The following is a 26,202-nucleotide window of genomic DNA, read 5'->3' on the forward strand; positions in this document are numbered from 1 at the left end:
CACAAACACATGAAACAAAATCTACTCATTTTATTCCCACATATCCGCGTTTAAATTATACTCGATCTCGGATAGAGCTTGGCTTTTAGAGTCAACTTTACGCTAAAGTTTTAGATCCCTTCTGGTATAGTGATTTATATCGCTTACACTGTAATTGATTTATCATTTGATGAATTGGTTTTATCGGCATATGTATTAGGCCCGGTGAGGGTGGGGTATAATCTATTTATTAGACTAATCTATTATTAAAACAATTTTTAACTAAACACAATAAACACATGAAACAAAAATTACTCAGTTTATTTTTTGTGCTGACGTGCTTGATAGGCGTGTCTTTTGCACAGAATCGGCAAGTGAGCGGGAAGGTTACCTCTGCGACTGATGGGGTACCTTTGTCTGGGGTATCGGTTTCGGTATTAGGTACTTCTAATGCTACGCAGACTGACGAAAATGGTAATTATACTATAACGGTAGGTCAAAGAGGAAGTATTAGCTTTTCTTACATTGGATATACCTCTCAACAAGTTTCAGTAGGTAGCCAGACTTTAATCAATATACAGTTAGTAAGTGATTCCGAAGCTCTTGACGAGGTCGTTGTAGTTGCTTATGGTACAGTAAAGAAATCAGATTTTACAGGATCGGCCACACAGATAGGCGCTAAAGAACTGGATAAAAGACCAATTTCTAATGTGTTGACAGCATTACAGGGAGCTGGTCCAGGCGTGCAAACCTCTGCACCTTCCGGAGCTCCAGGATCTTCACCTGCTATTCGGATTCGGGGAATTGGATCCTATTCTGCAGGAAATGGAGCTTTGATAGTCGTCGATGGAGCTCCTTTTGATGGAGGGATGGCTAATATTAATCCGGCTGATGTAGAGACTGTTACAGTCTTAAAAGATGCTGCTACTATCGCAATGTATGGGTCTCGCGGAGCGAATGGGGTTATTATGATAACAACAAAAAGAGGTAAGGAAGGTAAAACGGACTTTAATGCTCAGGTTCAATTAGGCTACAATCAAAATGGGGTCCCCAATTATAATACAGTTTCAGCAGGAGAATACTATGAATTGATGTGGCAAGCTTATACAAATAGCTTAGCTTATGCAACATCCGCAAGTAATAGAGTGCCGCTAGATATAGCACGTCAAATTGGTTCAGGTCTCCTGCCGCGAAATTCGGCAGGGCAACAAGTTTATAATGGTAAAACTTATAATGATATTGTGCAATACCTTGGAGGGTATAATGCATTTAATGTTGCGAACAATGAATTGGTAGATGTGAATGGAAAACTCAATTCAAATGCTCAGATAAAATATAAAGGAGCTCCTTCTTGGGAAGACGAAGCGACGAGAAATGGAAGACGGAATGAGTATGGTATCAATTATTCTACCGGAATAAAGAATACGGATGTTTTTGCTTCGATGTCGTATTTGGATGATAACGGCTGGGGCTTAAGGTCTTCTATGGATCGTTTTCAAGGGAGAGTGAATGCAAATACAGCCATTACCCCTTGGTTGAAATCTGGAATTAATTTGTCCGGCGCGAGTAATGTTTATGATTTTGCAGCGTCAGACGATGGCAGCATAAATAACCCATTTTATTTCTCCAGAGCGATTGCTCCGATATATCCGGTATATGTGCATGACCCCGCTACAGGAGAGATGGTTTATGATAATTTGGGTAATCGTCGCTTTGATTATGGTAATTTAGTGTCTGAATTTGGTTTATCAAGACCATTTAACAGTGGTCGTCACGCACTAGCAGAGACACTCAAAAATCAAAGTAAGGCCAATAGGGATTTTGTTTCAGCAAGAGCTTATGTGGATGTTGATATTTTACCTTGGTTGACATTTAGTACGACATTCAGTCCAGATATAACCAGCTATCGGGAGGAAGGTTATGAAAACACAGAAGTGGGAGATGGGGCTCCTGCGGGACGCTATAACCAATATTGGTATAGGGAATTCAACTATACATTTAATCAATTATTGAAGACATCCAACAAGTTTGGAAATCACAACTTAGAGACTGTTTTGGGGCATGAAAACTATTCTTACCGATTAGATGAAATATCAGGAAGAAGAACAGGACAAGGATTTGATGGGTTGTATACCTTTTCTAATTTTTCGGACATCAGTTCTTTAACCTCTGGTTTGTCCGAGGGAACGATAGAAAGTTATTTCGCAAGAGCAAATTATAATTTTGATTCTAAATATTATTTGAGCGCAATGATTCGTAGAGATGGTAATTCTCGATTCATTTCAAATTTGCGCTGGGAAGACTTTTGGTCGTTGGGTGCCGCTTGGCGTTTGGATAAGGAAGAATTTTTTCAAAATGATTTCACAGATTTACTAAAGATTAGGGCTTCCTATGGTAAATTGGGAAATGCTGATGTAGGTAGTTTTTACCCGTATCAACCAGGCTACTCAATTGGTTACAATAATGCTTCGGCTCCTGGTGCTGTGTTAACATCTTTAGGAAGTCCAGACTTAACCTGGGAGTCTCAAAAGCCTTTAGATATTGGTGTGGATTTTTCCTTTTTAAAAGGACGTATTAGCGGCTCACTTGAATATTATAATAGAGATTCAGATGGATTATTATTTAGTGTCAATCAACCCTATCATAATGGAGGAACGCCTACTAACTCATATTCTATTCAAAAAAATGTGGGAGCAGTAACAAATAAAGGGTTTGAAGTTTCAGTGACTGGAAATTTAATACGTAGAACCGATTTTAATTGGAACCTGACATTGAATCTTACGACAATCAAAAATAAAATGACTAAAATGCCGGAAGAAACACCTGAAATAGTTTCTTCTCCATACAAAAGGGTTGTTGGTCGATCGATGTACGATTATTATACAAGAACTTATTACGGAGTGGATCCTGAGACAGGTAGAGCTTTATATTTAGGCCTATCAGACGGAATCACATTTGATCCCGATAACGCTAATCATAAGTTAATTGATAAAGGAAATGGTGTCGTAGATACTGTTACTTTTGATCACAATTCGGCTCGTCAAAATTGGTTAAATAAGTCTGCGCTGCCACCAGTATATGGGAGTGTAGTAAACAACTTCTCTTATAAGGATTTTGATTTCGGATTTGTGTTAACCTATAGTCTTGGAGGGTATTTTTATGAAGGGCAGTATGCAGGGCTAATGTCTTCAGGACCTGCAAATGGAGCAAATTTACACCGAGATTTATTTGGTGCTTGGCAAAACCCGGGCGATATGACAGATATTCCTCTGATGGATTTGAACCGCACAGCGCAAAATGGTGCTGCGTCTTCTAGATGGTTGCAAAAAGCCTCCTATTTAAATATTAGTTCGATAAATTTCGCATACCGACTGCCAAATTCACTTATTGATAGAGTAGGTATAAAGCGTGCAAGGGTTTTTGCTAGTGCAGAAAATTTATATTATTGGTCAGCAAGAAAAGGTTTTAATCCAGTAGGTGGCCTAACAGGCCCAACGGGAAATAGTTCATATACCCATGCTCGGACAATTAATTTTGGCGTTAACTTTGGATTTTAAATGTTATGAAACTTATTAAGAGATTATATATAAAAAGTGGAATAGTTTCAACCGCTTTATCAGTATTGATATTAGTTGGGTGTAAAAAGGATTTTTTACAAAAGGATCCTACCTCGAGAATTGCCCCTTCGACTACTTTTGCAACGACAAAGAATGCCTATGCTGCCATTAACGGAATGCATAAATTGATGTATCAACAGTGGTACAGCAATCAGGCTGCCGGAGGACAATCTGGTAATATGTTGTATATGGAGGTTTTGGGTGAAGATTATGTGATGACGGGTGCAGCTAATGGATTCTTTAATTCAGAATATAAATGGCAGTCGCACCGGAATATAAATGCTAGTATTTTGACGTTTAATTATGGGTTTTATTACGCCTTGATTGGTAACGCAAATGAAATAATTACGAATATAGATGCTGCTGTTGGGCCACAGGAAGAAAAGAATTTTCTCAAAGCTCAAGCATTGAGTTACCGGGCTTGGAGTTATTATCAAATGGTACAACTATTTGGTAAACGATATGTAAAAGGAGGAGATAATTCATCGATGGGGATGTCTTTGATCCTTGAAAAGACAGTAGGTGCCATACCGAGAAATTCAGTTGAGGAAGTGTATACGCAAATCAATAAAGATTTAGACGAAGCAATAAATCTTTTTACTAGTTCGGTTGGTAGACCTGATAAATCTCATTTGAACGTTAACGTGGCAAAGGGTATTAAGGCTAGAGTGGCGTTAACGCAGGAGAATTATGACGTTGCGGTACAAATGGCTCGAGAAGCTAGAACTGGCTTTACATTAATGACGGGAAACCAATACTTGAATTCTTTTGTGAGTTTTGCCAACCCTGAATGGATTTGGGGTATTCAGCATCGTGAAGATCAGCCAACTTTTTTCTATTCTTTTTACGCTTATATCGGAAATTTCAGTTCTACAAATACGAGAGGAAATCCGAAAGCAATCAATTCGTTGTTGTATAACAAGATCTCAACTACGGATATAAGGAAAAAGTTGTGGGATCCAACAGCTAAAGAAGTTGGTTTTCCTGTTGCAGCTAACGGCGTACGGCAACCTTACATGACACGTAAATTTACTTTACCAAATCCTGCAAATAGTAATGGAGATTTGATGTTTATGAGAGCAGCCGAGATGTATTTGATTGAAGCCGAAGCTTTGGCTAGATTAACAGGTCGTGAGGTCGATGCTCGTAAAGCTCTTTATGATTTAGTAATAACCCGAGATCCTGCTTACGTGTTGTCAACAAAAAGTGGAGCTGCTTTAGTTGATGAAATTCTTACACATCGTCGTGTTGAGCTATGGGGTGAAGGGTTTAGGTTCTATGATCTTAAACGTTTAAATATGGCACTGGATAGAAATGGTGCAAATCATAATGCTACACTGGCTGTAACATTTGACGTGCCTGTTGGTGATAAACAATGGGAGTTTTTGATTCCTCAAGGAGAGATAGATCGAACTTTGGGTGTTGTAAAGCAGAATCCTATATAAAATTAAAAAGGGGAGTAGTTGATAAACTATTCCCCTTTTTAACTTATCTATTCGCCAATATGCTGACTTCCTGAGCTACTCTACCGGCCATGTCCTTATAGGACTGTGCGATCTTTTCGTCTCCATCCAGCACCACCGGGAAACCATTGTCGCCCGCATCGCTGATAGCTTTGACCAAAGGTATCTCGCCTAGGAATGGAACCTGATTCTCTTCCGCTAAACGTTTGCCTCCATCTTTACCAAAAATATAATACTTGTTTTCCGGTAATTCAGCAGGTGTAAAGTAGGCCATATTTTCAACAATCCCGATAATAGGTACATTGATGCCCTCCATTTTGTACATCGCCATTCCTTTGATCGCATCGGCTAATGCCACTTGCTGCGGTGTCGTCACGATCACTGCGCCAGAGATAGGGTAGGTCTGTGATACCGTGATATGGATATCACCCGTGCCTGGTGGCATGTCCACGACCAAATAATCCAATTCGCCCCAGTCGGCATCGTTAAAAAGCTGCTTGATAGCTGATGTTGCCATTGGGCCGCGCCACGGGATCGGTTGATTGGGATCCGTAAAAAAGCCGATAGAAAGAAGCTTCAATCCAAACTTCTCGATGGGTACGATTTTCGTTTTCCCATCTTCTGTCTGTGTGGACATCGGCTTAGCACCTTCTAGACCGAACATGATCGGAAGCGATGGCCCATAGATATCAGCATCCAATAGACCTGTTTTTGCCCCAGATTCGGCTAGTGCCAATGCAAGATTACTCGCTACGGTAGATTTACCTACGCCACCTTTGCCTGATGAGACGAGAATGATATTTTTGATTCCTTTGAGCTGGCTGTTGTCTACGCTCGTGACCCGCGAAGTCATGTTGATATCTACCTCGATATCCTTGTCGACAAATAGTGCAATAGCATTCCGGCAGGCGTGCTCAATATGCGCTTTCATCGGACAAGCCGGAGTGGTCAGTACCACATCAAACCTTAGCTTATTCGGAAGTATTTCTATATTTTGAATCATGTGGAGTGTGACCAGATCTTTTTTTAGATCGGGATCCTCTACATGACTCAAAGCGTGTAATATCTGCTCTTTTGTAATCATAACTTCGTAATTCTCCTACAAAGCTACACATTGCTGCAGACAAAGTTGTCATGCCTGCTTCAAATCCATGATCTTTTCGAAGACCTTGTCCATAAATAGGACGGTGTCCAAGTTCCGGTCAAATTTGCGTTGCTCAAATACCAAGTCGTAGGTGTTGTCAAACTTCATCGCTTGTAATTCGAATTTTTGCAATTCCAGCCATGCAGGTGTATTTTCTTTATCAGGTACTGTACAGCTAATGGTTTTCAGACCACCTTCATTCGATATTTTGTAGTTGACACTCACAGGCCTCGAATTGGCCTTTGGATAATGTATTAAGATGTTATTGTTCATATGTATTAAGAATTTTAAAAAATAAGGAGATCGTTGTTGTGTTGTACATGTATAAAGCTCCTGTTTTATTAGAATTATATTCAGATAAAAGCTAGTGTTTTGTCTGATTTTTATAATATAGTGAAAATAAGTGATATATAAAAATATTAGGAGCTATCGAGGCCTAACAAGAAGCTTTGTAACTTTTTTTGGATAATAATGAAATGTGGATGGATAGTTGGAATAGTTTGGATCCCCCAGCTGGTGGATCATGAAATATGAAATGTGAAAAATATAACCTAATCGCTGCGGTTTAGGTTACAGTCTCTAGCGTTTTGGGGCCGATCGCTTGCACTATTAGGTCAGATGCTGGCGTTCCCTGCTTAATCGCTAGCACATAGCGTCCGATGCTAGGCGCTTGGACTTAAATAGCATACGTTTGCATTTGCCGCGATAGCGATGGGCTGTTTCGCCTTGGCGTTTACACGGCGAGCGCAAGCGAAAGCGGGGTATGTGCTTGCGTTTTAAGGCTGGACGTAAGCGTTTTTTGTTGCGGTGCAAGGGTATAAAGGGGAAGCGCATGCATTTAATTTTCGATTGCTAGCGATTGTGGATTGCACGCTAGCGATCAGTCTAGAAACGCTAGCGTTTCTACTCGAAGTTGTAGTTTTCGCAAATTGTGTTTTTGGAGGGCTGGAGCTCTTGTTTTTCGATGTTTAATCAGGGTTAAAGGTGGTTTTTAGGCGTTCTTAAGGGTGCTGAATGAATGGGGAAAGGTGTAAATTTGTGCCACAAGAAGTTTTGCAAAGTCCGAATATTGGCACAAATTTACACCTTTTTGGCTTTTTTTCAGAGGCGTCTTTCTAGTGTTTGTTAATAATTATTTATTTAAAATTTAACAGAATGATCAAGCCAAATTACAAGAGCAAAGATGCAACAGAATTGTTGAGCTATAAATAAGTACATCTTCTGTGGCGAACAGTTTTAAGTCTATTGTGAATTAAAATTCACAATAGACTTAAAAATATAGCATAGTTTACAAACCGAGCTTGCGAGCTCACCGTAATCTGTAATTGGTAGCTTAGCTCAAATAAAAAAGGTTTCCATCCTGATGATCGAAACCTTTTTCTGTACAAATAAGCAACTGCGCTTAAAACGACCTATAGTCGCCCTGTAAATATTGGTTTGCTTTTTCCTCTTTAAATTTAGCCTTTTTAGCATCCCAATGTAAAGTCTCACCAGGGAACCGCCCTGCAATGGTACCTAAAAGAATGGTTTCTGTTAGTCTGGAAGCGTAATCAAAAGGCGCCGAGCATTCCGCTTTGCCCAAACAAGCATCTACGAACTGATGATAGTGCTTAGCACCTTCCTTATCATAGTCACGAACGGGCTGGCCTAAATTATACTTAGCCGACACCTTTTCTATTTCTGTAGAGATATCTACGTACTGACCATCGACTATTTTCCGAGGTAGCTGCATGAAGTGTGGCAACAACAAACGTCCTTTGGTACCAACAAACATAGCGCCTTGCTCAGGCAGCTGGCCGTCGCCCGCTATTCCCGGGTCTAAGGATAATTTGGAAGGATCGTCCTGTTTCTTTTCTTCCGTTTTGGCAGCTTTCATGTTCGGTAGCATAAGATCCTCATGCACAGCCGGTGCACCCGGGCCATCATACCAGATCCATTTCAAAGATTTGCCAGTATACTTGGTGCCTGGAAATTCATAAGTGACCTTATTGTGTTCCGGAAATCCAAACCCATTGGTAGGTCGACACTCGTTGATTATCGTACGCGGTACGTCGAGTTGTAGCGCATTATAAGGGGTATCAAAAATATGCACCCCCATATCGCCCAAGGTTCCACAGCCGTAGTCCATTATTTGTCTCCAACGTCCCGGATGGTATGCGCCCTTTTTGTAAGGTCTTTTGGGTGAGGTGCCAGCCCATAGGTTCCAGTCTAGTGTTTCTGGGATTGGATCCTCTCCTTGAGGAGGCGGCCCATCATAACCATGGTTTTTTGGTGACCAAGCGTGTACGGTATGTACTTTTCCGATAATACCGGATTGAATCAAATGTGTAGCTAGCTTGTAGTCATAAAAAGAGTGGACCTGAATACCCATCTGCGTGACTAATTTTTTTTCAGCAGCCATTCTTTTCATTTCACGCGATTCAGACACGTAGTGCGTCAATGGCTTCTGGCAATAGACGGGTTTATTCATCTGCATGGCCAATAAGGAAGCCGGTGCGTGGGTATGATCGGGTGTCGATACAATGACAGCATCAATTTGACCGCCAAGTTCGTCCATCATCTTTCTATAATCAGAAAATATACGCGCTTTGGGGTGTAGTTTGTGGGCCTCGGCGAGGTTTACAGCGTCCACATCGCACAGCGCGAAGACATCCACATTTGCATGGGATGAGATGGCATCCAGGTCGGCTCTACCCATACCTCCTACACCGATATGTGCGGTCCGCAAGCGACGATCTGCTGGGAAAGCTTTCAGAATAGAAGGCGAGAGGAGAAGCCCCAACGCGCCTATTGCACTGCTTTTTAAAAATTCCCGTTTGTTCATATGTTTATAATTATTTTATGAGCTCGCAAGCTCGGTTTGTTTTTTAAAGGCCATATGGAATATCCAACGTATGCCCATTCGTGTTTGTTAAACAGTTGCAGCATGGATATTTCATAATATAGTTGCGTTTATGTTTAAGTATGGTCTAAAATAATACTATTCTTCGTTTATTCCAAGTGTATAGATGCTGTGCTTTCTGGAACTTGTTGTATTTCACAGTGGCAGAACTTCATCGCACCAAAAACCGACCCGCTGTAGACCAGTCGCTCACCCCATTTTTGTTGCGCGCTCTGACTCGAAAGTAAATGTAGCTTCCAGCCATAAATCCATCTTGGTAGGCAAGGAAAGATCGCGTGGTAAACATAAGATTACATCCATGTTACATAGTAACTGCTAAAATAGTTAAAGTCCCCTCAGCTTCCCTTAACTCCGCTGTAGATCCGACTAACCTTCGTATATTCCTCGGGTTTCCTTCGGGACTGCTTCGACTATTCTTTGACAATTCTTCGGGTATGCTTTCGCTCCAAGTCAAACAATAGGCGAGGATGTCCCAATGCAGTCTCGAACCTATTTCCTAGCTCTCTCGAAGGTATACGCAAGAACTCTCGAAGGCTATGGAGTAAACCTGTTCTTAACAATAACACTGTAAAAGAGGTTTTATCTTGAATTTAGGTGCATTTTGTAGCGCCTTGTTTGGTCAGTACGTTTTAAATCAAAACTTACTAATTAAAACACTATTATGCGCTTATCACTGCTTTTATTAGGTTCTGTGGGGCTACTATTCGCTTCCTGTTTGAAAAATGATACGGATGGTCCTGAAATTATTGTAGAGCCACCATTCCCGGCTGAAGTTATACTGGATAGTATCCAAACCGGATCATTATATAACGTGACTGTTGGAGCCTCGGCCGAAGAGGTATATAAAGGATTACAGGGTGGTACGGATTCCAAGGGTAAGATGAACTATTTGGGAATAACAGGTGTGTTGAATACGAAGCTTAGCGATCTGAAAGACCGGATACCGCTCTATAATGGACTTATTCTAGACCAAAGGCCGAGCAACCCCTTGTCGGCGCAGATCTATTTCAAAGACGATAAAATAGAATCTATTTATTATCGTAACAGCCCAAATAAGTTAAGTCGGTGGCCTGCTGATGCACGTGTGCCTTTAAAAGTTGGCGATCCTTTAGAAAGTATTTATGGCAAACTTGTCGGTTTAGAGAAAGATAATCGCTACACCCGTTTCTTTGAGTACATAGGTCTATTTGAAAAGAATATCGACAAGCCATTCGATACCTTCCAAAACAAATCCAATCTATGGCAATTTAGCATAACGGTAGATGATAAGAATTTTATCCGTGTAGATTTGGTTTTTGAAAATGCGGTGTTGGTAAAGATACGCTCCAGGCACGAACGATATCTGTAGGTGCTTAGATCTAAAGAATAAAGTGCTTACTTATACATGATGATAAAAAGGAACTGTCAAAGAAGAGACAGTTCCTTTTAGTTAGCTTTTATGGTACTCTGATCACTTGAGGAACTATGACTTCTATCTCATAGGTGCCAGGTGCAAATGCTCTGAATGAGAATCGCGCATTACAGGAGTAGGTGTTGTATGGCAGCTCTAGAGAATCGTCATACTTCACGAACTTCGCCGGAATCCTGTAATAATAGTTGAAACCATTTCCAAGGGAAGCCAATGGGAAAGGTACGACACCGAATTGAAATTCCATTCTGTCATCGAAAAGTGTTGTTGATAAAGAGTAGTCTTGCATAGTTTGTAAAAAACCACCTTGTGTTCCTGAGTTTGGACGTCTTGCAATTTCTCCTTTGTTGGGATTGAAGGTGTTACCATTTTTATCTACAATGCGAACGATTACTTTATCGCCACTTTCTGAAATGCGTTTCACTTTAATGTGATTAGCATTACTTGGAATTAATTTGGTCGTTGTTTCTGCTCCTATTTTCATAGCTACCGTAGATCTGACTGCCGGTATTTCATAAAATGGTGCTGAAATCAGATCAAATTCACCTATGTCTTTATAAACTTTACTGCTTGCAGGGTTGCTAATCTCCAAATCAAATTTATACTTGCCTAAAGGTAGATTTACGGTCGTGTAGTTTGCTTCTATTTGTCCGGAGACAGGATTAATCACCAGCGGATAGATCATAGAGTCTACGCGCTTCGCATCAATAAGCGCCAAGGTCGTGTCTTTTTTAGAGTCGTACAGCGCTTTCCAGACTTTATGCTGGTATTTTTGTTGAAACAGTGAAGTTACATTCTCGCCAGTCTCCCTGTTGTAAATATTTAGTAATTTAATCTGTAAAGGCTTTGTGGACCCTTCTGGATTTATGGCCGAAGAAACAAAAGCTCTTCCCTGGGGTACTTCAGTGGGTTGGACCTCATAACGGATAATGTTACTTAGGTTTCCGTCATTTATTTTTTTACAACCGGTCAAAGCTAATGTTGTAAGTACTAGTCCGGTAATTATGTTTTTATTTTTCATGACTATCTGAAATAAAATAAAGTGTGTGAATTAGATAAGACATGTAGTGTTCCTGTATTGGTCTGGGCATTTGAAGTCTGGACCAAAGTTCGTATGCCGACTGGATAAGAAATATTGTCTACCTCAAATCCTGGACTTAATGATTGGTAAAGGTATGTGTAGTACACTACTCTAGGTATTACAGAAGAATTTTTGTTATAGCCTAAATTTTCATCAAATGTTTCTTCATACGACGCTACCACCTCTTTGTTCTTAAGGTTTTTGTAAATTTTTCCTTCAGCAGTTAAAGCTCGATTTGGTAGGTTTTCTTTTACAAAGTAGATGTCCAAAGAGTCTGCAAATCGGGGAAGCTCATATTTTATGATAGAATCTACCGTCCATTTTTTGAATGGATCTATCTTTTGTAGGGCTAAAGTCCTTAACTCTACATAGCTCTTTATAGCAAAATCTGTAGGAGCAAAGAAGGTCACACCTTGTTGATTGATTTTATCTTTTATACCTGCTTTATCCACAAGTAAGAGTAACGTATCAAAGAGTCCATATTTATTGCTTTTGAGATAATCGTACGTAGTCATATTGATATTGGGGTTATGTAAGTCTCCCCCTACACGGTATTCATCTTTTTTGCAAGACGGCGAAAGTAGTATTGCAGAGATGAACAATATGAAATATATAGTATTAGATGTCTTCATAATCTTAATGATTTTTCCACCAAGGGTTTTGCGTTAATAATTCGTTTTGTGGGAGTAGGTCTCTCATATTAAGGGGCCAGTAATAGCCTTGATTTGCAATGCGATCTGTTGTGTATATGCCAGAGAATTCATCAATTTTGTCGAACAGTTGCATGCGAATTAAATCAAACTGTGTTGAGCCTTCTCCTATAAGTTCCCTTCTTCTTTCCTTAAAAATTTCTATAAGCAATGCTTCTCCACTGGCTTGGATGTTGCTGATACCAGCTCTTGTTCGTATAAGGTTTAAGTCTTCTAGGGCGAGTTGCGGCTTACTGTTTTTATAATATGCCTCTGCGCGTAGTAAATGGATATCTGCTAAGCGTAGTAATACCAAATTATTATCCGCAGCATAGTAATCATCACCCGGATTTCTAGGTGTATAGGTTACCACACGGTCGTATTTTCTTAAATACACGGTTTGGCTATTACTTCCTGCTCTAGAAATCGAATCGTACCGAGCCCCTCTTTCTTCATCTGTGAAAAGCTCATTTAATACATCTGCATCAAACGTCCAAGCAGATTTAGGAGATTTACCTTTTACGATTGGATCGGCAAGGAAAGCATTATAAAATCCCTGTGAGTATTCATTTCCACTAGTGTTGTACAGGGTGTTTATCTCAAAAATCGATTCCTTCGAGTTGCCTTGCCAGATTTTCCGGTAGTCCTTCATTTCTTCCAGAGCGAAAGAGGAATTAATGACGTCTGTGGCTAGCTTTTCAGCGTTAGGGTAATCATGTTTCCAGGCGTATATATGTGCCAAGAGCGCTTGTGCTGCACCTTTAGATGCTCTCGCTTTACTGCCTCCGATCCCTAAATGTTCGATACCAAAAGTAAGGTCATCTATACAAAACTTAAGTGTTTCATCTTGTGTGCTCCGGGCCACAGGAGGAATGTTTTGAGGATCTTTGTACGATTCCTTAATTAATAAGACATCGCCCCATACTCGCTGCATGTAAAAATTAGTATAAGCTCTTACAAATCGGGCTTCAGCTATTAGTGAGTTCTTTTCAGACTCTCCGCCTTCAAAGTTTTGAGTAGGGATTTCGGGGGTTTTCTCAATAATTAGATTACACTGGTTTACTACTTCGTAAAATCGGGTCCAATTCCATAAACTTCCTTCGAGATAAGGGGCGTAGCTAAATTTGAAGTTACCTGATTTTGATAAATCTTTATAGTTCCAATAATCATTTCCCGTCACAAAGTTGCCGGCTGCGAGATCTCCAAATATGAAGAATGAGCGGCTATCTCTCAATGAATTTCTGAGCATCGAATAAGCACCAGCGGTGGCTTTGGATATATTTCTAGCGTCTGTCCAGAACACTTCGTCGTAAGTGCTGTTCTCTGGAGTTAGGTCTAAGTATTTTTTACAGGACCCTAAACTCGATAATAAGAGTGCACAGCAAATAAATGTTTTTATATGTCTTAATTTCATGGCGATATGCTTTTAAAAGTTTACTTCTAAACCGATCGTATATTTTCGTGGTAATGGATAGGCTCCGCCTGAATACTCGCCTTGAGGTGAGATAAGTTCGGCGTCAGGTACGCTTGCCGATTGGAATGTAACAACATTGTCGAGCATACCATAAACTCGTACCTTGTTAAGGCCTATTCCTATTTTTCGTGTAATATTTTCCGGTAATAAATAGCCAAGCGTAACGGTTTTTATCTTGAAATAATCACCATTTTCATTCCACATGGTGCTAAATGGTAAGAATTGATAAAAATATCCTCCTGGTTGGATAGACGGGAAGTTTGCTTGATAGTTAGGGTCTTTAGCCTTTTCGGGAGTCCAATAATCCACTCCTTCTAAATCAGGAAGACGGTTGTTTGTGAATTTGTATACATTTCCTCCAATGCTGTTGAATTGGTTGGCTTTTAGGTTGTTGATGATATCTCTTCCAAACGTGAAAGTTCCTAAAATTCCCAAAGTAAAGTTTTTATAGATGAATTCGTTATAGAGTCCTCCTGTAAATTTGGGATTAGGATTTCCTGTAGGTACTAAGTCTCCATCGGCTGCTCCTTTATCCTCATCACTCCATACGTCCCAATCGCCGTTTACATCAGCCCAGTTTGGATAACCAGGGAGAACTGGATTGTATGTCTTAAAGTAAGTCAGTTTATTGCCTGTTATCGGATTTACAGGGATATCTTCCAATCGATTGTAGACTCCTTGATACAACATCTGTGCCCATTGATAGATTGGGCTACCTACCCGGTATAATAGCGCTTGATTATAACCACGAGAGTCAGCATAGAAACTCTTATCTCCGTATGGAAGCGATCCTATTCTGTTCTTGTTATAGGTCAGGTTAAAGTTTGTGTTCCATTGAAAGGCCTTTCCTGGACTGAGGTTTTTAGTGGAAATAGTCAAATCAAATCCTTCATTGTAGATACTCATAGGTACATTGTAGGAAAGTTTGGTGTATCCTGTATAAAAAGGAAACGGGAAGGCCATTATCGGATCTTGTGTTATCTTTCTGTATGTGTCGAAAACTACAGTGACACGATTATTAAACATGTTTAAATCGAATCCGATATTCGTTTGCGCGGATTTGTTCCAGGTAAGATTTGTCAATGTCAACGGTTTGCTAAAAGAAGGAGTAGCAATACTTTCGCCGTTGTACGTTGTCGTGGAAAGATCCCAGACATTGAAAGGTGCATAGAAATCACTAGGCAGTACACCGGATTTTCCCCAGCTACCTCTTATCTTGAAAAAGTTTATGAAATCCATATTCTTTAAGAAAGCTTCGTCAGAAACTACCCAACCCAAAGATACCGCTGGAAAATAGCCCCATTTTGTGTTTTTTCCAAATCGAGAGGAAGCATCGGCACGCCATGAAGCATTAAATAGATATTTGGATTTATAATCATAAGAAAACTGACCCATATAAGATAATAATCCCGAATGCCTTCTGTTGCTCGAGCTGTATAAGTCTTTTTGAGCAACACCTTGAATGACATGGATATCGTCTGTGGCTAGGTTGTATCCTGTTAATTCCAAGGATTTGAAGTCATCGTATTGAAAAGATTGCATACCGGTTAAAGTAACTGTATGCTGTTCGTTAAACGTCTTTACGTAGTTCAATACATTCGCTAAATTATACGTAAATGCATCATTTTTATTTGAAGAGGCAAAGTTAACTCCTCCATTTAGCACTCTCGGTTGAAATTGATCTCGACGATCCATATTTGCCTGGACAGACCCTTCGAATGAGTATTGTAATCCTTTGGTAATGTCAAAGTATGTTTTTGAGAATAAATTTAGAACATCTGTCTTGTTGTCATCTAATAGTTTGTCATATTGACCATAGTAAAAGTCGTAATCAACATCGGAAAGAGGAACAAAAGAAGAAGGCATACCAGCTTGATTAACTGGAACAACTTCGTCAACACCGCGTCCCAAGCCTCGTTTTCTGTCCATTCTGCTGACAGAAAGCATAAGATCGCTATGAACGAAAGAAGCTAGATTAAATCCGAAGTTACCACGTAAGGAATACCGCTTGAAACCTGTGTTGCGAACTATTCCGTCCTCATTATAATATCCGAGAGATAATCGATAGTTAACAATATCTGACCCTCCAGATATACTCCCATCGATGTTGTCAATGTTTCCTGACTTGTAGAAAAGATCCTGCCAATCTGTTGCATTATTGTAGCTGTCGTTTAGACTATCCGTTAAAGGTTGTGTAAATCCTGCTCCAATATTGGAAGAGGTAGCATATTGAGAGAGTATGTCTAACTTCTGTCTACGTTCTGTAGCACCGAGCAATGTTCTTTGAAGTGTCGGCCGCTCTGTAACCCCTTTGTAGTAAGAGAATCGAACTTGAGGTTTTGCTGCTTTCCCAGATTTTGTCTTAATTATGATAACTCCGTTGGCCCCTCGAGAGCCCCATACAGCGGTTGCAGCAGCATCCTTTTGTACAACGATGCTTTCAATATCGTTGATATTAATCCCTGCTATGTAGTTTGTTCCAGTGGCAGTAGATGTTGCTAAGTCGGTAACAGAAAGAGGCATGCCATCAATAATGTATAATGGAGAACTCATTGTATTAGCAAGATCGACTTCGGCATTTAAGTCCGGCGAAATGGTGGAGTTACCTCTAACGGTAAATGTGTTTCTTGCACCAGGTTCACCGGTGAAATTTTGAATGTTTACACCAGATACTCGTCCTTGTAATAAGCTTTCAAAACTTGGAGCCGCGAGGTTTTCTATCTGCTCTCCGGAAATAACTTGTACGGCACTGGTTGTTTTCTTTACGGACTGCTTTTGATAACCTACAATTACAACTTCATCCAACGAAGAGTCATCGGTTTCTAAAACAACTGACACAGGATGTTCCCCTTTGTAGGAGATTTCTTGTTTTTTGAAGCCAATCCCTGAAAAAATTAGTGTGCCCGAGTTTCTTTGACTTTTCAGGCTAAAAGACCCATCCGGAGAAGTGGAGGTTTGGATAGTGCTTCCTTTTTCTTTAACGGTTATTCCGACAAGGGGGGTGCCCTCTCTGTTTTTGACAGACCCCGTTAGGACAATATTCTGACCGAAAAGAAAGGAAGTGCAAAATAGCAGTACTGCTAAGGTTAGTATACTTCTTTTCATAATTGTGTAATTTTAGTTTTACAATTTAGTAACAAATATGTGGTAATAACAAGGCGTCTATTGGCTGTTATAGCCTTTTTTTGAATTATTTTATTTGTTTTTACCATACTCAAACGTTTGCGTGATTTTAATGCAAACGTTTGAGTTATTTCGTTCAAATTAATTGGTGTAACATTGTTGTTGTGTTTAGGCTGGATTTTTACTTAAAATTATTAATAAAGTGTGGTTGGTTGGTATAAAAAATGAACCAAGAAGTTGGGGTTAAATTGGACTTTCGCTTGGCTATCCTTGCCGTTGTATTATTGGTTTAGTATCACTGAGGATGATAAGAATTTTATTCGTGTAGATTTGGTTTTTGAAAATGCGGTGTTGGTAAAGATACGTTCGAGGCATGAACGATATCTGTAGGTTGTTTTTGTGAATTTTGTGAAACTTTTTCTCGCCAAGTTTCGGGAATTCCGAGCATTTTATCTAAGTTTATCATCGAATTAGGTAACGTCAGATATGAAGGTTTCAACGTCACGGAAAAGGTGGGGTATAATAGTGTTAAGCGCGTTCGTTGTTTTGATCGGAGCAGCATTTGCTTTTGCGATGTCAAAGCGCGAAGGTTATCTTAAAGCTGCGGTCGAAAAGGTACAGACAAAATTGAAGAACGACCAACAGATCGATTTTACGGTGGACAAATATCGTTTTGACGGGATGACAACCGTGGTCTTTGACGGCGTGACGATTGTACCGATGGGACGGGATACATTAGCCTCGATGGATCACCTCGGTGTACGGATCCGGGTATGGCCCTTATTATTTGGAGAAGTGAAAATAGGTCAGTTTGATCTCGATAGAGGAAAGATTTCTTTTGTGAAGCGTGATACGGTAAGTAATTATGATTTTCTCTTCCGAAAAAAAGCAAAGGACTCTACGACTATAGAAGAGCCAAATGAGCGTAATTTTGCCGAGTGGGCACAACGTCTGGCCAAACAGGTGTTTTCTAAAGTCCCTGATAATATGCGGATGAATGATTTTGAAATCTCTTATCGGGATAGTTTACTGCATCAACGTATTCGAGTCCCTCAAGCTATTATAGATGATGGCGATTTCGAGACCAGTCTTTTTTTGAATGATCATGATGCAGAGTGGCGACTGAAAGGTTATGTAAATGGCGATGACCAGAAATTAAAGGTAGAAGTGTCTTCTAGGGAGAAGAATACGGAATTACCTTTCATAAGGGGCAAATACGGTCTGGGCATCAGTTTTGATAAGTTGGTATTTGACTTGGCCGGAATTAAGAAAGTGGAAAAGGACTTGTTACATGTGACGGGTGGTGTAGAATATGAGAACTTGGTCGTGAAGCATAGGCGCCTATCGGACGAGCCGATTGTATTGCCACATGGTATTGCCGAAGGTGGCCTAGCTATTGCTAATGATTATATTGCACTGACGGATAAATCAAAAGTTACGGTAAAAGAATTTTCTGTAGCTCCTAAAGCTAAGTTGATACTCAAGCCAACAAAGAAAATAGAGCTATCCGTGCATACAGGCCCTTTTACGGCACAGAATTTTTTTGACGCTATTCCCCAAGGATTATTTGAGAGCTTAGAAGGGGTCGAGGTCGCCGGGCAGGTAGACTATAGTCTGGATTTTTCGGTAGAGCTCGATAATCCGGATAAAATTATGTTTAGGTCGACCATCGATGATACGGACCTTAAAGTCCTACAATGGGGAAAGGCCAAAATAGATTCGCTTAATTTTCCGTTTGAATATGATGCTTACGATGATACCACATTGGTAAGGCATATCGTGGTAGGGCCTGCTAATCCTAATTTTACGCCTCTGGCGGAGATACCCTATGTGTTGAAGACCACGGTTCGCAATACGGAAGACCCTTTCTTCTATAAACACAATGGATTTGAAGAGGAAGCTTTTAAGCTGTCCATCCGGACCAATATTAAAGAACGAAAGTTCAAAAGAGGAGCAAGTACGTTATCGATGCAGCTGGTGAAGAATGTATTTTTGAATCGGAAGAAGACGATGACACGCAAGTTTGAAGAGATATTGCTGGTGTGGTTGATGGAGGCATCGGGACAGGTAAGCAAGGATCGGCTTTTTGAAGTGTATCTGAATGTGATCGAATGGGGCAAAGATGTATACGGTATAGCTGAAGCTTCGCAATATTATTTTAAAAAGAGACCGCAGGATCTGAATTTAGGAGAAAGTTTGTTCCTGTCTAGTATTATTCCTCGTCCTAAAACTGGGTTGTCTTCTTTTGATTATACGGGACACCTGAGACCTTGGGTGCAACGTCACTTTAATACCTATGGCTATATCATGACTAAGGTCGGGGATCTGAAGGGTGTAGATGTACCACCCAGTTACGGGTTTTATGAAGTGTTGTTACAACCGGGGCTGCGGGCAGCAGCTCCACTGGTACAGGATACGGTATCGCGTGACGTTATAGATGAACACGAGCTGTTTATGGAAGAAATGGAAAGAGAGGAAGTTGAAAAAAAACATATCCTTGAAAAGTTAATGGGTAAAGAACAAAAGAATTAAATAGAGATGCGTACGATTGAGATTGATAGTTATAGTTTTGAACCTTTTATTGAATATGAGCAGATTAAGAAGCGGATTCGCCTGATCGGAATAGATATCAATGTGCAGTATGCCGACAAACATCCGGTATTCATCGGTGTGTTGAACGGCTGTTTTATGTTTATGGCTGATTTGATGAAGCAGGTGCATATCCCCTGTGAGATGTCTTTTGTGAAGTTGGCCTCCTATTCAGGGACGTCGCACGGAGATATAAATGAATTGATCGGCGTAGGGATGGATCTTACAGGACGTCATATCGTCATTGTTGAGGATGTAGTCGATTCGGGTAATTCGTTAAAACATACCATGGAAGCTTTGGAGCGACTTGACGTAGCGAGTATATCGGTCTGTACCCTGTTGTTAAAACCGTCTTGTTTACAACATGATTTTGATAATATCATGTATGTAGGATTCGAGATCGACAAGGAGTTTGTGGTTGGATACGGCCTAGACTACAATGGTCAATGTCGAAACCTCCCTGATATCTACAAGGAGGTGTCAAGCACGGATTAATTTTTAAAATGACAACTATCTAGATGGTCATTCACCATACCGACTGCTTGCATAAAGGCATAGCAAATAGTGCTCCCAAAGAATTTAACCCCTCTTTTCTTAAGGTCCTTTGAAATGGCATCGGACTCAGAGGTATTGGTAGGAGCATCTTTTAGCGAGATCAGTTTATTTTTGATAGGTGCCTGGTTGGGCATAAAGGAGTACAGATAGTTATAGAAAGAACCGTACTCTTGTTGTATCGTAAGAAAAATCTGTGCATTGGTTACTGTGGCTGCGATCTTGCCACGATGACGGATTACTGCGGGATCCTGAACGATTATGTCGATTTGTTCAGGGGTAAATTGAGCTACTTCTGTGGGGTCGAAATCTGCTAACAGTCTACGGTAGCCTTCACGCTTACGAAGGACGGTAATCCAACTTAGGCCCGCTTGTGCCGACTCTAACACGAGGAATTCGAATAGGGTGCGATCGTCTTTGACGGTTTTCCCCCACTCCTCATCGTGATATTTTACATATAGTGGGTCATCGCCGCACCATGGGCATCGAATGATTGTGTTACTCATAGATTCGTTTAGTTTTTATAGACAAAAATCCTACCTTTGGGCATACATGAAAACAAAGAATAGGCTGTCGCAAATTAGGAAAAAAGTTGAATATCTGCTTTTGTTATTTATAGCGGTTTTTTCTTTTGTGTCGGTTGATGCTCAAGTTGTCCCCTCTGTTGGTGTGTTGGATAGTACAGCGCGCGCTGAGCAAGATTCTTTATTGCATGCGCGTATGAAGAAGGATTCTTTGGCTCGGATATATGTTTTTGTCGACCCCAATAGACCAAATCAACGGCTTGATAGCCTGCGTCAAAAACTGGTGGTTACCGATAATGATTTCGTTTCTTGGATGGAGTTTACAAATAGTTTGGTCAAGGATAAGCATATGGCTACGATGACTCCATCGCAAAAGACCGACCGACCATTATGGATTATAGGGGTATTAATACTTTTGTTTTCGGGTATCGGTGTGGTGCGACTCTTTTTCTATTCTACCTTTCACAATATTATTAACGGGTTCTTCAACGATAGGATATTGGGGCAGATTAGCAAAGAAGATAATGTGATGACCTCATGGCCGTATATTTTCTTATACATCATCTTTAGCTTTTCATTGGGGCTGTTCATCCTTATTTTTCAGGTGGCTTATAATCCCATGGGGGATGTTAGTGTTAGTAATTTTTTGAAGTTATCGGCTTTGGTGGGAGTTTTGTTTGTTGCCAAGATCTTATTTATAAGGATTATCGCAGTTGTTTTTGAGGTAGAACGATTGGTCAGGGAGTATATAGCTGTTTTATATTTGGTGTACTTCAATAGTATGTTAATCTTAATGCCGCTGCTACTTTTCGTTACCTTTTTTTCAACTTCCTACTTTAAGATTATATTAATTTTCTTTCTGATTGTTGTGTCTATCTTGTTCTTATACCGCTTTTTACGAACTGCGATTGGTTTGGTGGGAAATCTAAAGTTTTCAATGTTTTATTTAATTCTGTATCTTTGCAGCTTAGAAATTGCACCAATTTTAATATTAGTGAAAGCACTAAACAGTTAAAGAAACAATTTATGCAGATCGATGTTGCGAGAGCAAAAAAAGTAAAAAGTGTGTTGGTTACCTTACCAAAACCTGAGAATGATAAGTCACCTTATTTTACATTAGCGGAAAAGTATAACTTGAAATTGGATTTTCGTGGTTTTATCCATGTAGAGGGGGTTCCCGCTCGTGAGATAAGAAAAGACCGTATCAATTTCTCCGAATTTTCAGCTGTTATTTTTACAAGTAAGAATGCTGTAGACCATTTCTTTCGCGTATGTGAAGAGATGCGGTTTGAAGTTTCGGCCGAGTTGAAATACTTTTGTATTTCCGAAGCTATTGCATTGTATTTGCAGAAATATATTCAGTACCGAAAACGCAAGATTTTCTTTGGAAAACAGACCGCCAAGGATTTGGAGGAAGTGTTGAAAAAGCACAGTAAAGAGAAGTTCTTGTTCCCTTGCTCGGATGTAGCAAATGAGGAAACCCAAAAATGGTTGCAAGACAATGGCTACGACTTTACACCTGCGGTTTTATTCCGGACAGTGATAAGCGATATTACGGACTTGAAAGATGTATTTTATGACATCATCGTGTTTTTTAGCCCTTCAAGTGTACAATCATTGTATGAGAATTTTCCGGATTTCGTGCAGAATAGTACGCGTATTGCTGCTTTTGGAGCGAGCACACAGCAGGCCTTGTTAGAAAAAGGATTGTTGTTGGATATCCCTGCTCCTACACCAAGCGCACCGAGTATGACGATGGCGGTAGAACAATATATCAAACAAGTCAATAAGTAAAAGTTGCGTGCCTTGCACGCAACTTTTACTTCATATAGGAGTGTTAGTTGCAGGGGAAGAGTCGTGTTAAAAGATGTTAAAAAGGGGTTCGCTTTAACTTTTTTTTACTTTTTTTTGAGAATTCTTGTTCGAATAACATAATTAACACCTATTTTTAGATGCTTCTTTTGCCAAAAACCGGCGTTAGAAGCAGTTTTTTAGGAGCGTATCTTTCTCAACTGAATCATGGGATATTGGATGAGGTTGATATCGAGGCTTTAAGAGTTTTTTAGCTTAGATTATTTAGTTTATGGATTTTAATCGGTACAGATTGTCTTATGGTTTGCTATGTATGCTGATTGCTATAACAGCAATTGGTTGCAAAGGCCCCAGTAATTCAGGTGAGCTAGTAGGCGTACGATTGGATAAATTGAAGGCGAGTAAGACACCGCACGGTATGGTGTTAATTCCCGGCGGTACTTTTATCATGGGACAATCGGACGAAGATATCGGTTTTTCGCAGACGGCTCAAAATCGTCAGGTAACTATCGCTCCGTTTTATATGGACGACACAGAGATTTCAAATAGTGAGTATCGTCAGTTTGTCAACTGGGTTAGAGATTCTATCTTAATTCATAATTTTTTGGGCGATGATTCTTATTTTGTACAAGGTGAAGGTGGTGGTGGCGAACGCTATATTGATTGGGATAAGGTAAATAAGCAATCTCCATGGAGAGCGAAAGAGCAGGAAAAGCGGGAGCGATTGAACAGTATGTTTTATCAAGGTGAAGATCGTGTGTTTGGACGCAATGAGCTGGACGTACGTCTATTGAAATATCACTTTGAATGGTACGACCTACAAGCTGCGGTTCGCGGTAAGAATGATCCTTCAAAAAGACGTTCGGATTTCATTATGCGTGATACGATGCTTATCTATCCGGATACTACGGTATGGTTAGCTGATTTTAGTTACGCGGCTAACGAGCCAATGGTAAACGGCTATTTTTCACATCCTTCGTTTGATGATTATCCTGTAGTGGGAGTGACTTGGCGTCAAGCACAGGCGTTTAACTCTTGGAGAACGCAGTTATTCAATAATCAAGCTGCTAAAAATAGAGTTCAACCGCGATTTGATTACCAACTCCCTTCTGAGGCAGAGTGGGAATATGCTGCAAGAGGAGGTAAGGTGGGAATGCAATATCCTTGGGGAGGGCCTACAGCCCGTAACGCTCGTGGTTGTTTAATGGCGAATTTTAAACCAGGAAGAGGTAATTATATTGACGATGGAGTCGCTTATACGGCGCCTGTATATTCGTATTGGCCAAATGATTTCGGTCTGTATAATATGGCAGGTAACGTCGCGGAGTGGACACAGTCAAGTTACAATGAATCGGCATATTCTTTCGTACATGACATGAACCCAACGTACACGTATAATGCTAAAGCTTCCGACCTGGAGACAATGAAGCGTAAAGTGATCCGTGGTGGGTCATGGAAAGATGTAGGTTTTTTCCTGCAGAACGGAACAAGACAGTATGAGTATCAAGATACATCGAAATCATACATCGGCTTTAGATCTGTTACAAAGTATGCGGGAGTAGCATATTAAAAGGAGTTTTAAGAAATTAGTAACGAATTATATTATTAGCATTAGTCAAATGGCACGCAAAAAGAAGTTTGGTTTCGGAATCAATACATTTATCAACTGGGGAGCAACAGTCGTAATTATCGGCTTGATGTTTAAAATTCTTCACTTTAAAGGCGGTGAATGGATGATAGGTATTGGTCTTGCGGTAGAAGCATTATTATTCTTCATCATGGGGTTTATGTCAGCAGAGAAAGAAGTAGACTGGACAAGAGTGTATCCCGAGCTGGATGAAGACTTCAATGGCGAACTTCCGAAGCGAAGTGCTACAGTAGCAGTTGCCCAGCCTACAGCAATTGGAAATACAGCTGCATTGGATAAATTATTGCAGGATGCTAAAATTGATGAAAACTTAATTGGTAATTTGGGGGATGGCCTGCGTACGTTTAGTGATAAAGTGTCTGCTATTTCTAAAGTCGCCGATACGGCTGTCGCGACTAACCAGTTTGCAGACAAATTGAATGCAGCTTCAACCGGAGCGTCTCAGCTTAGCCATGCCTTTGAGCGTGCAGCAGCAGACTTGCAGACGTTTAACGAAGCGTCTGGAGATATGCAACAATTTAAAGAGCAGGTAAGTACATTTAATAAGAATCTGACATCGTTAAATGCTATTTATGGCAATATGTTGTCGGCAATGAATGCAAATCGTTCCTAAGTGTCACTTAAATTAAATGGGGATTTAAGGAAAATTAAAGATTATGGCAGGACATAAGGAGACACCTAGACAACGGATGATCGGCATCCTATACTTAGTGCTATTAGGTTTAGTGGCGCTGAATGTATCGGATTCTATTTTGGATGCGTTCCGAAATCTAGGTAATAGTTTAAATACATCTACACAGAATACACAGACCGGTATTGATAATATGTTTTTGGCTTTTCGCGAGACAAAAATGAAAGAGAACCCAGAACGTGCTCAACCGTTATTAACAAAAGCTGAAGAGGCACAAAAATTGATAGCTCAGTTGACTGCTAAGCTGACGGAATATAACCAAACTCTTTCTTCACAGGGAGGAGGAATGGACGAAGAGACAGGTGATGTAAAATTTCGCAGTAGTACAGATATTTCGTATCGTGTGATGATTAATGAAGGAAGAGGAAAGCAGCTTCGGGATTTAATCAATAGTACGTCAGATAAATTGAAGAAGCTGACAAATAACGAGGTGAGTTTTGCGTTGTCGGCAGAAGATCCGGCACCCAGAGGTGGGATTAAGAGAAGCTGGGAGGACGTGAATTTTGGTAGTGGTATTCCATTGACAGCAGCCATTACGGCATTAGATAAAATAAATGCCGATGCTAAAAATGCAGAGTCGGCAGTAGTGAAACATATCTTTGGTAAGATGGACCAAGCAGTTGTTAACTTGGATAAGTTTGCTGCTGTAGCGGTAGCACCTACTTCTTATCTTATTGCAGGCCAGCCTTATACCGCGAAAGTGTTTTTGACGGCTTATGACTCGAAATCAAGCCCACAGATATCGGTAAATGGTTCGTCCATTCCCGTTGTCGATGGACAAGGTACGTATTCATTAACTCCGGGTGTAGGTACGCACACTTGGCGTGGATCTATCCGTGTACAGCAGACGGATGGTACGGTGAAAACTTACGAGACAGAACCGATGACATTTCAGGTTTCTAAGCCTTCGGCTGTGGTTTCGCCTGACGCGATGAACGTATTGTATATTGGAGTAGACAACCCGATATCAATATCTGCCCCAGGAGTACCTGTTGAAAGTTTAAAAGTTTCGGGTTCTGGCGTAAATTTAACTGCAAAAGGAGATGCTAAATATATTGCAAGGGTTTCGTCTCCTGGTGATGTTTCTTTGAATGTGACCGCGACAGTAGACGGTAAGACACAGAATCTAGGGACATCGAAGTTTCGTGTGAAACGTATTCCAAAACCAACGGCACGGGTAGGAGGCAAGACTGGAGGGCGTATTTCGGCGGCCCAATTGAGAGGGCAGACGGTTGTATCAGCGGCGTTGGATAATTTTGATTTTGATGCTAAATTTAGAGTAACTAAGTTTAGCATGTATATAGCTATACCTCGGGTAGATCCAATCGGCCCGTACTCATCTGGTGGCAATGATTTCAGTGCGCAGATGAAGTCGGGATTGAGCGGTATAAAATCAGGCTCTGTAGTAATGATTTACGATATAGTTGGTGTTGGGCCGGATGGTATGGCACAAAACTTGGAGCCAATTACTTTCCAAGTGACAAATTAGTAGCATAATAAGTACTA

The 26,202-nt window shown here is 40.4% G+C and carries 18 protein-coding genes; 10 read left to right on the forward strand and 8 right to left on the reverse strand.

Features of this window, described 5'->3' with window-relative positions:
• Nucleotides 1-278: 278 nt before the first annotated feature.
• Complete coding sequence (locus G7B20_RS10755; RefSeq protein WP_164111094.1) at nt 279-3,536, forward strand: SusC/RagA family TonB-linked outer membrane protein; 3,258 nt, start codon at nt 279-281, stop codon at nt 3,534-3,536.
• Nucleotides 3,537-3,541: 5 nt separating this feature from the next.
• Entirely contained in the window at nt 3,542-5,041 is a 1,500-nt protein-coding gene (locus tag G7B20_RS10760; protein ID WP_164111096.1) for a RagB/SusD family nutrient uptake outer membrane protein, read from the forward strand.
• 43 nt (nt 5,042-5,084) lie between these two features.
• On the opposite strand, the gene G7B20_RS10765 is transcribed toward G7B20_RS10760, so the two are convergent.
• From G7B20_RS10765 to G7B20_RS10775, 3 genes are all read right to left on the reverse strand, one after another.
• Entirely contained in the window at nt 5,085-6,143 is a 1,059-nt protein-coding gene (locus tag G7B20_RS10765; RefSeq protein WP_164111098.1) for an Mrp/NBP35 family ATP-binding protein, read from the reverse strand.
• A 48-nt stretch (nt 6,144-6,191) separates the two neighbouring features.
• The gene (locus G7B20_RS10770; RefSeq protein ID WP_164111100.1) at nt 6,192-6,476 is read right to left on the reverse strand and encodes a hypothetical protein; all 285 of its coding nucleotides are present in this window, start codon (nt 6,474-6,476) and stop codon (nt 6,192-6,194) included.
• Nucleotides 6,477-7,605: 1,129 nt separating this feature from the next.
• Nucleotides 7,606-9,027 carry a Gfo/Idh/MocA family protein gene (locus tag G7B20_RS10775; RefSeq protein ID WP_164111102.1) on the reverse strand — a complete coding sequence of 474 codons (1,422 nt, stop codon included), beginning with the start codon at nt 9,025-9,027 and terminating at the stop codon, nt 7,606-7,608.
• Nucleotides 9,028-9,766: 739 nt separating this feature from the next.
• On the opposite strand from G7B20_RS10775, the gene G7B20_RS10780 reads away from it, so the two are divergent.
• On the forward strand, nt 9,767-10,453 hold the full coding sequence (locus G7B20_RS10780) for a hypothetical protein (RefSeq protein WP_164111103.1): 687 nt from the start codon (nt 9,767-9,769) through the stop codon (nt 10,451-10,453).
• A gap of 88 nt (nt 10,454-10,541) precedes the next feature.
• Here the strand turns inward: G7B20_RS10780 and G7B20_RS10785 are convergent, their stop codons facing one another.
• From G7B20_RS10785 to G7B20_RS10800, 4 genes are read right to left on the reverse strand one after another with little or no spacing between them, the layout of a single operon-like run.
• A complete protein-coding gene (locus G7B20_RS10785) occupies nt 10,542-11,534 on the reverse strand; it encodes a DUF5007 domain-containing protein (protein WP_164111105.1) in 993 nt (330 codons plus the stop codon).
• Between the two features lie 2 nt (nt 11,535-11,536).
• Nucleotides 11,537-12,226 carry a fasciclin domain-containing protein gene (locus G7B20_RS10790; RefSeq protein WP_164111107.1) on the reverse strand — a complete coding sequence of 230 codons (690 nt, stop codon included), beginning with the start codon at nt 12,224-12,226 and terminating at the stop codon, nt 11,537-11,539.
• Between the two features lie 4 nt (nt 12,227-12,230).
• Complete coding sequence (locus G7B20_RS10795; RefSeq protein WP_164111109.1) at nt 12,231-13,697, reverse strand: RagB/SusD family nutrient uptake outer membrane protein; 1,467 nt, start codon at nt 13,695-13,697, stop codon at nt 12,231-12,233.
• Between the two features lie 12 nt (nt 13,698-13,709).
• Entirely contained in the window at nt 13,710-16,862 is a 3,153-nt protein-coding gene (locus G7B20_RS10800) for a SusC/RagA family TonB-linked outer membrane protein (protein WP_164111112.1), read from the reverse strand.
• Nucleotides 16,863-17,366: 504 nt separating this feature from the next.
• Here G7B20_RS10800 and G7B20_RS10805 point away from each other — a divergent pair.
• Nucleotides 17,367-19,412 carry a transglycosylase domain-containing protein gene (locus G7B20_RS10805; protein WP_164111114.1) on the forward strand — a complete coding sequence of 682 codons (2,046 nt, stop codon included), beginning with the start codon at nt 17,367-17,369 and terminating at the stop codon, nt 19,410-19,412.
• A gap of 6 nt (nt 19,413-19,418) precedes the next feature.
• Nucleotides 19,419-19,964, forward strand: coding sequence for a hypoxanthine phosphoribosyltransferase (gene hpt / locus G7B20_RS10810; RefSeq protein ID WP_164111116.1), 546 nt, complete (start codon nt 19,419-19,421; stop codon nt 19,962-19,964).
• Here the strand turns inward: hpt and G7B20_RS10815 are convergent.
• Nucleotides 19,961-20,527 (reverse strand): DNA-3-methyladenine glycosylase I, encoded by a 567-nt coding sequence (locus tag G7B20_RS10815; protein WP_164111117.1) that lies wholly within the window; start codon nt 20,525-20,527, stop codon nt 19,961-19,963. The genes hpt and G7B20_RS10815 overlap by 4 nt on opposite strands.
• Nucleotides 20,528-20,573: 46 nt before the next feature.
• On the opposite strand from G7B20_RS10815, the gene G7B20_RS10820 reads away from it, so the two are divergent.
• The 5 genes from G7B20_RS10820 (at nt 20,574) to gldM (ending at nt 26,185) form a co-directional block, all read left to right on the forward strand.
• A complete protein-coding gene (locus G7B20_RS10820) occupies nt 20,574-21,560 on the forward strand; it encodes a DUF4271 domain-containing protein (RefSeq protein ID WP_164111119.1) in 987 nt (328 codons plus the stop codon).
• A gap of 11 nt (nt 21,561-21,571) precedes the next feature.
• On the forward strand, nt 21,572-22,339 hold the full coding sequence (locus G7B20_RS10825; RefSeq protein ID WP_164111121.1) for a uroporphyrinogen-III synthase: 768 nt from the start codon (nt 21,572-21,574) through the stop codon (nt 22,337-22,339).
• A gap of 289 nt (nt 22,340-22,628) precedes the next feature.
• Entirely contained in the window at nt 22,629-23,927 is a 1,299-nt protein-coding gene (locus G7B20_RS10830; RefSeq protein ID WP_164111123.1) for an SUMF1/EgtB/PvdO family nonheme iron enzyme, read from the forward strand.
• Between the two features lie 49 nt (nt 23,928-23,976).
• Nucleotides 23,977-24,618 carry a gliding motility protein GldL gene (gene gldL, locus G7B20_RS10835; protein WP_164111126.1) on the forward strand — a complete coding sequence of 214 codons (642 nt, stop codon included), beginning with the start codon at nt 23,977-23,979 and terminating at the stop codon, nt 24,616-24,618.
• Nucleotides 24,619-24,661: 43 nt separating this feature from the next.
• A complete protein-coding gene (gene gldM / locus G7B20_RS10840; protein WP_164111128.1) occupies nt 24,662-26,185 on the forward strand; it encodes a gliding motility protein GldM in 1,524 nt (507 codons plus the stop codon).
• Nucleotides 26,186-26,202: the final 17 nt, after the last annotated feature.

The organism is Sphingobacterium sp. xlx-96, from assembly GCF_011007365.1.
In the GTDB taxonomy this organism is placed as follows: Bacteria; Bacteroidota; Bacteroidia; order Sphingobacteriales; family Sphingobacteriaceae; genus Sphingobacterium; species Sphingobacterium luzhongxinii.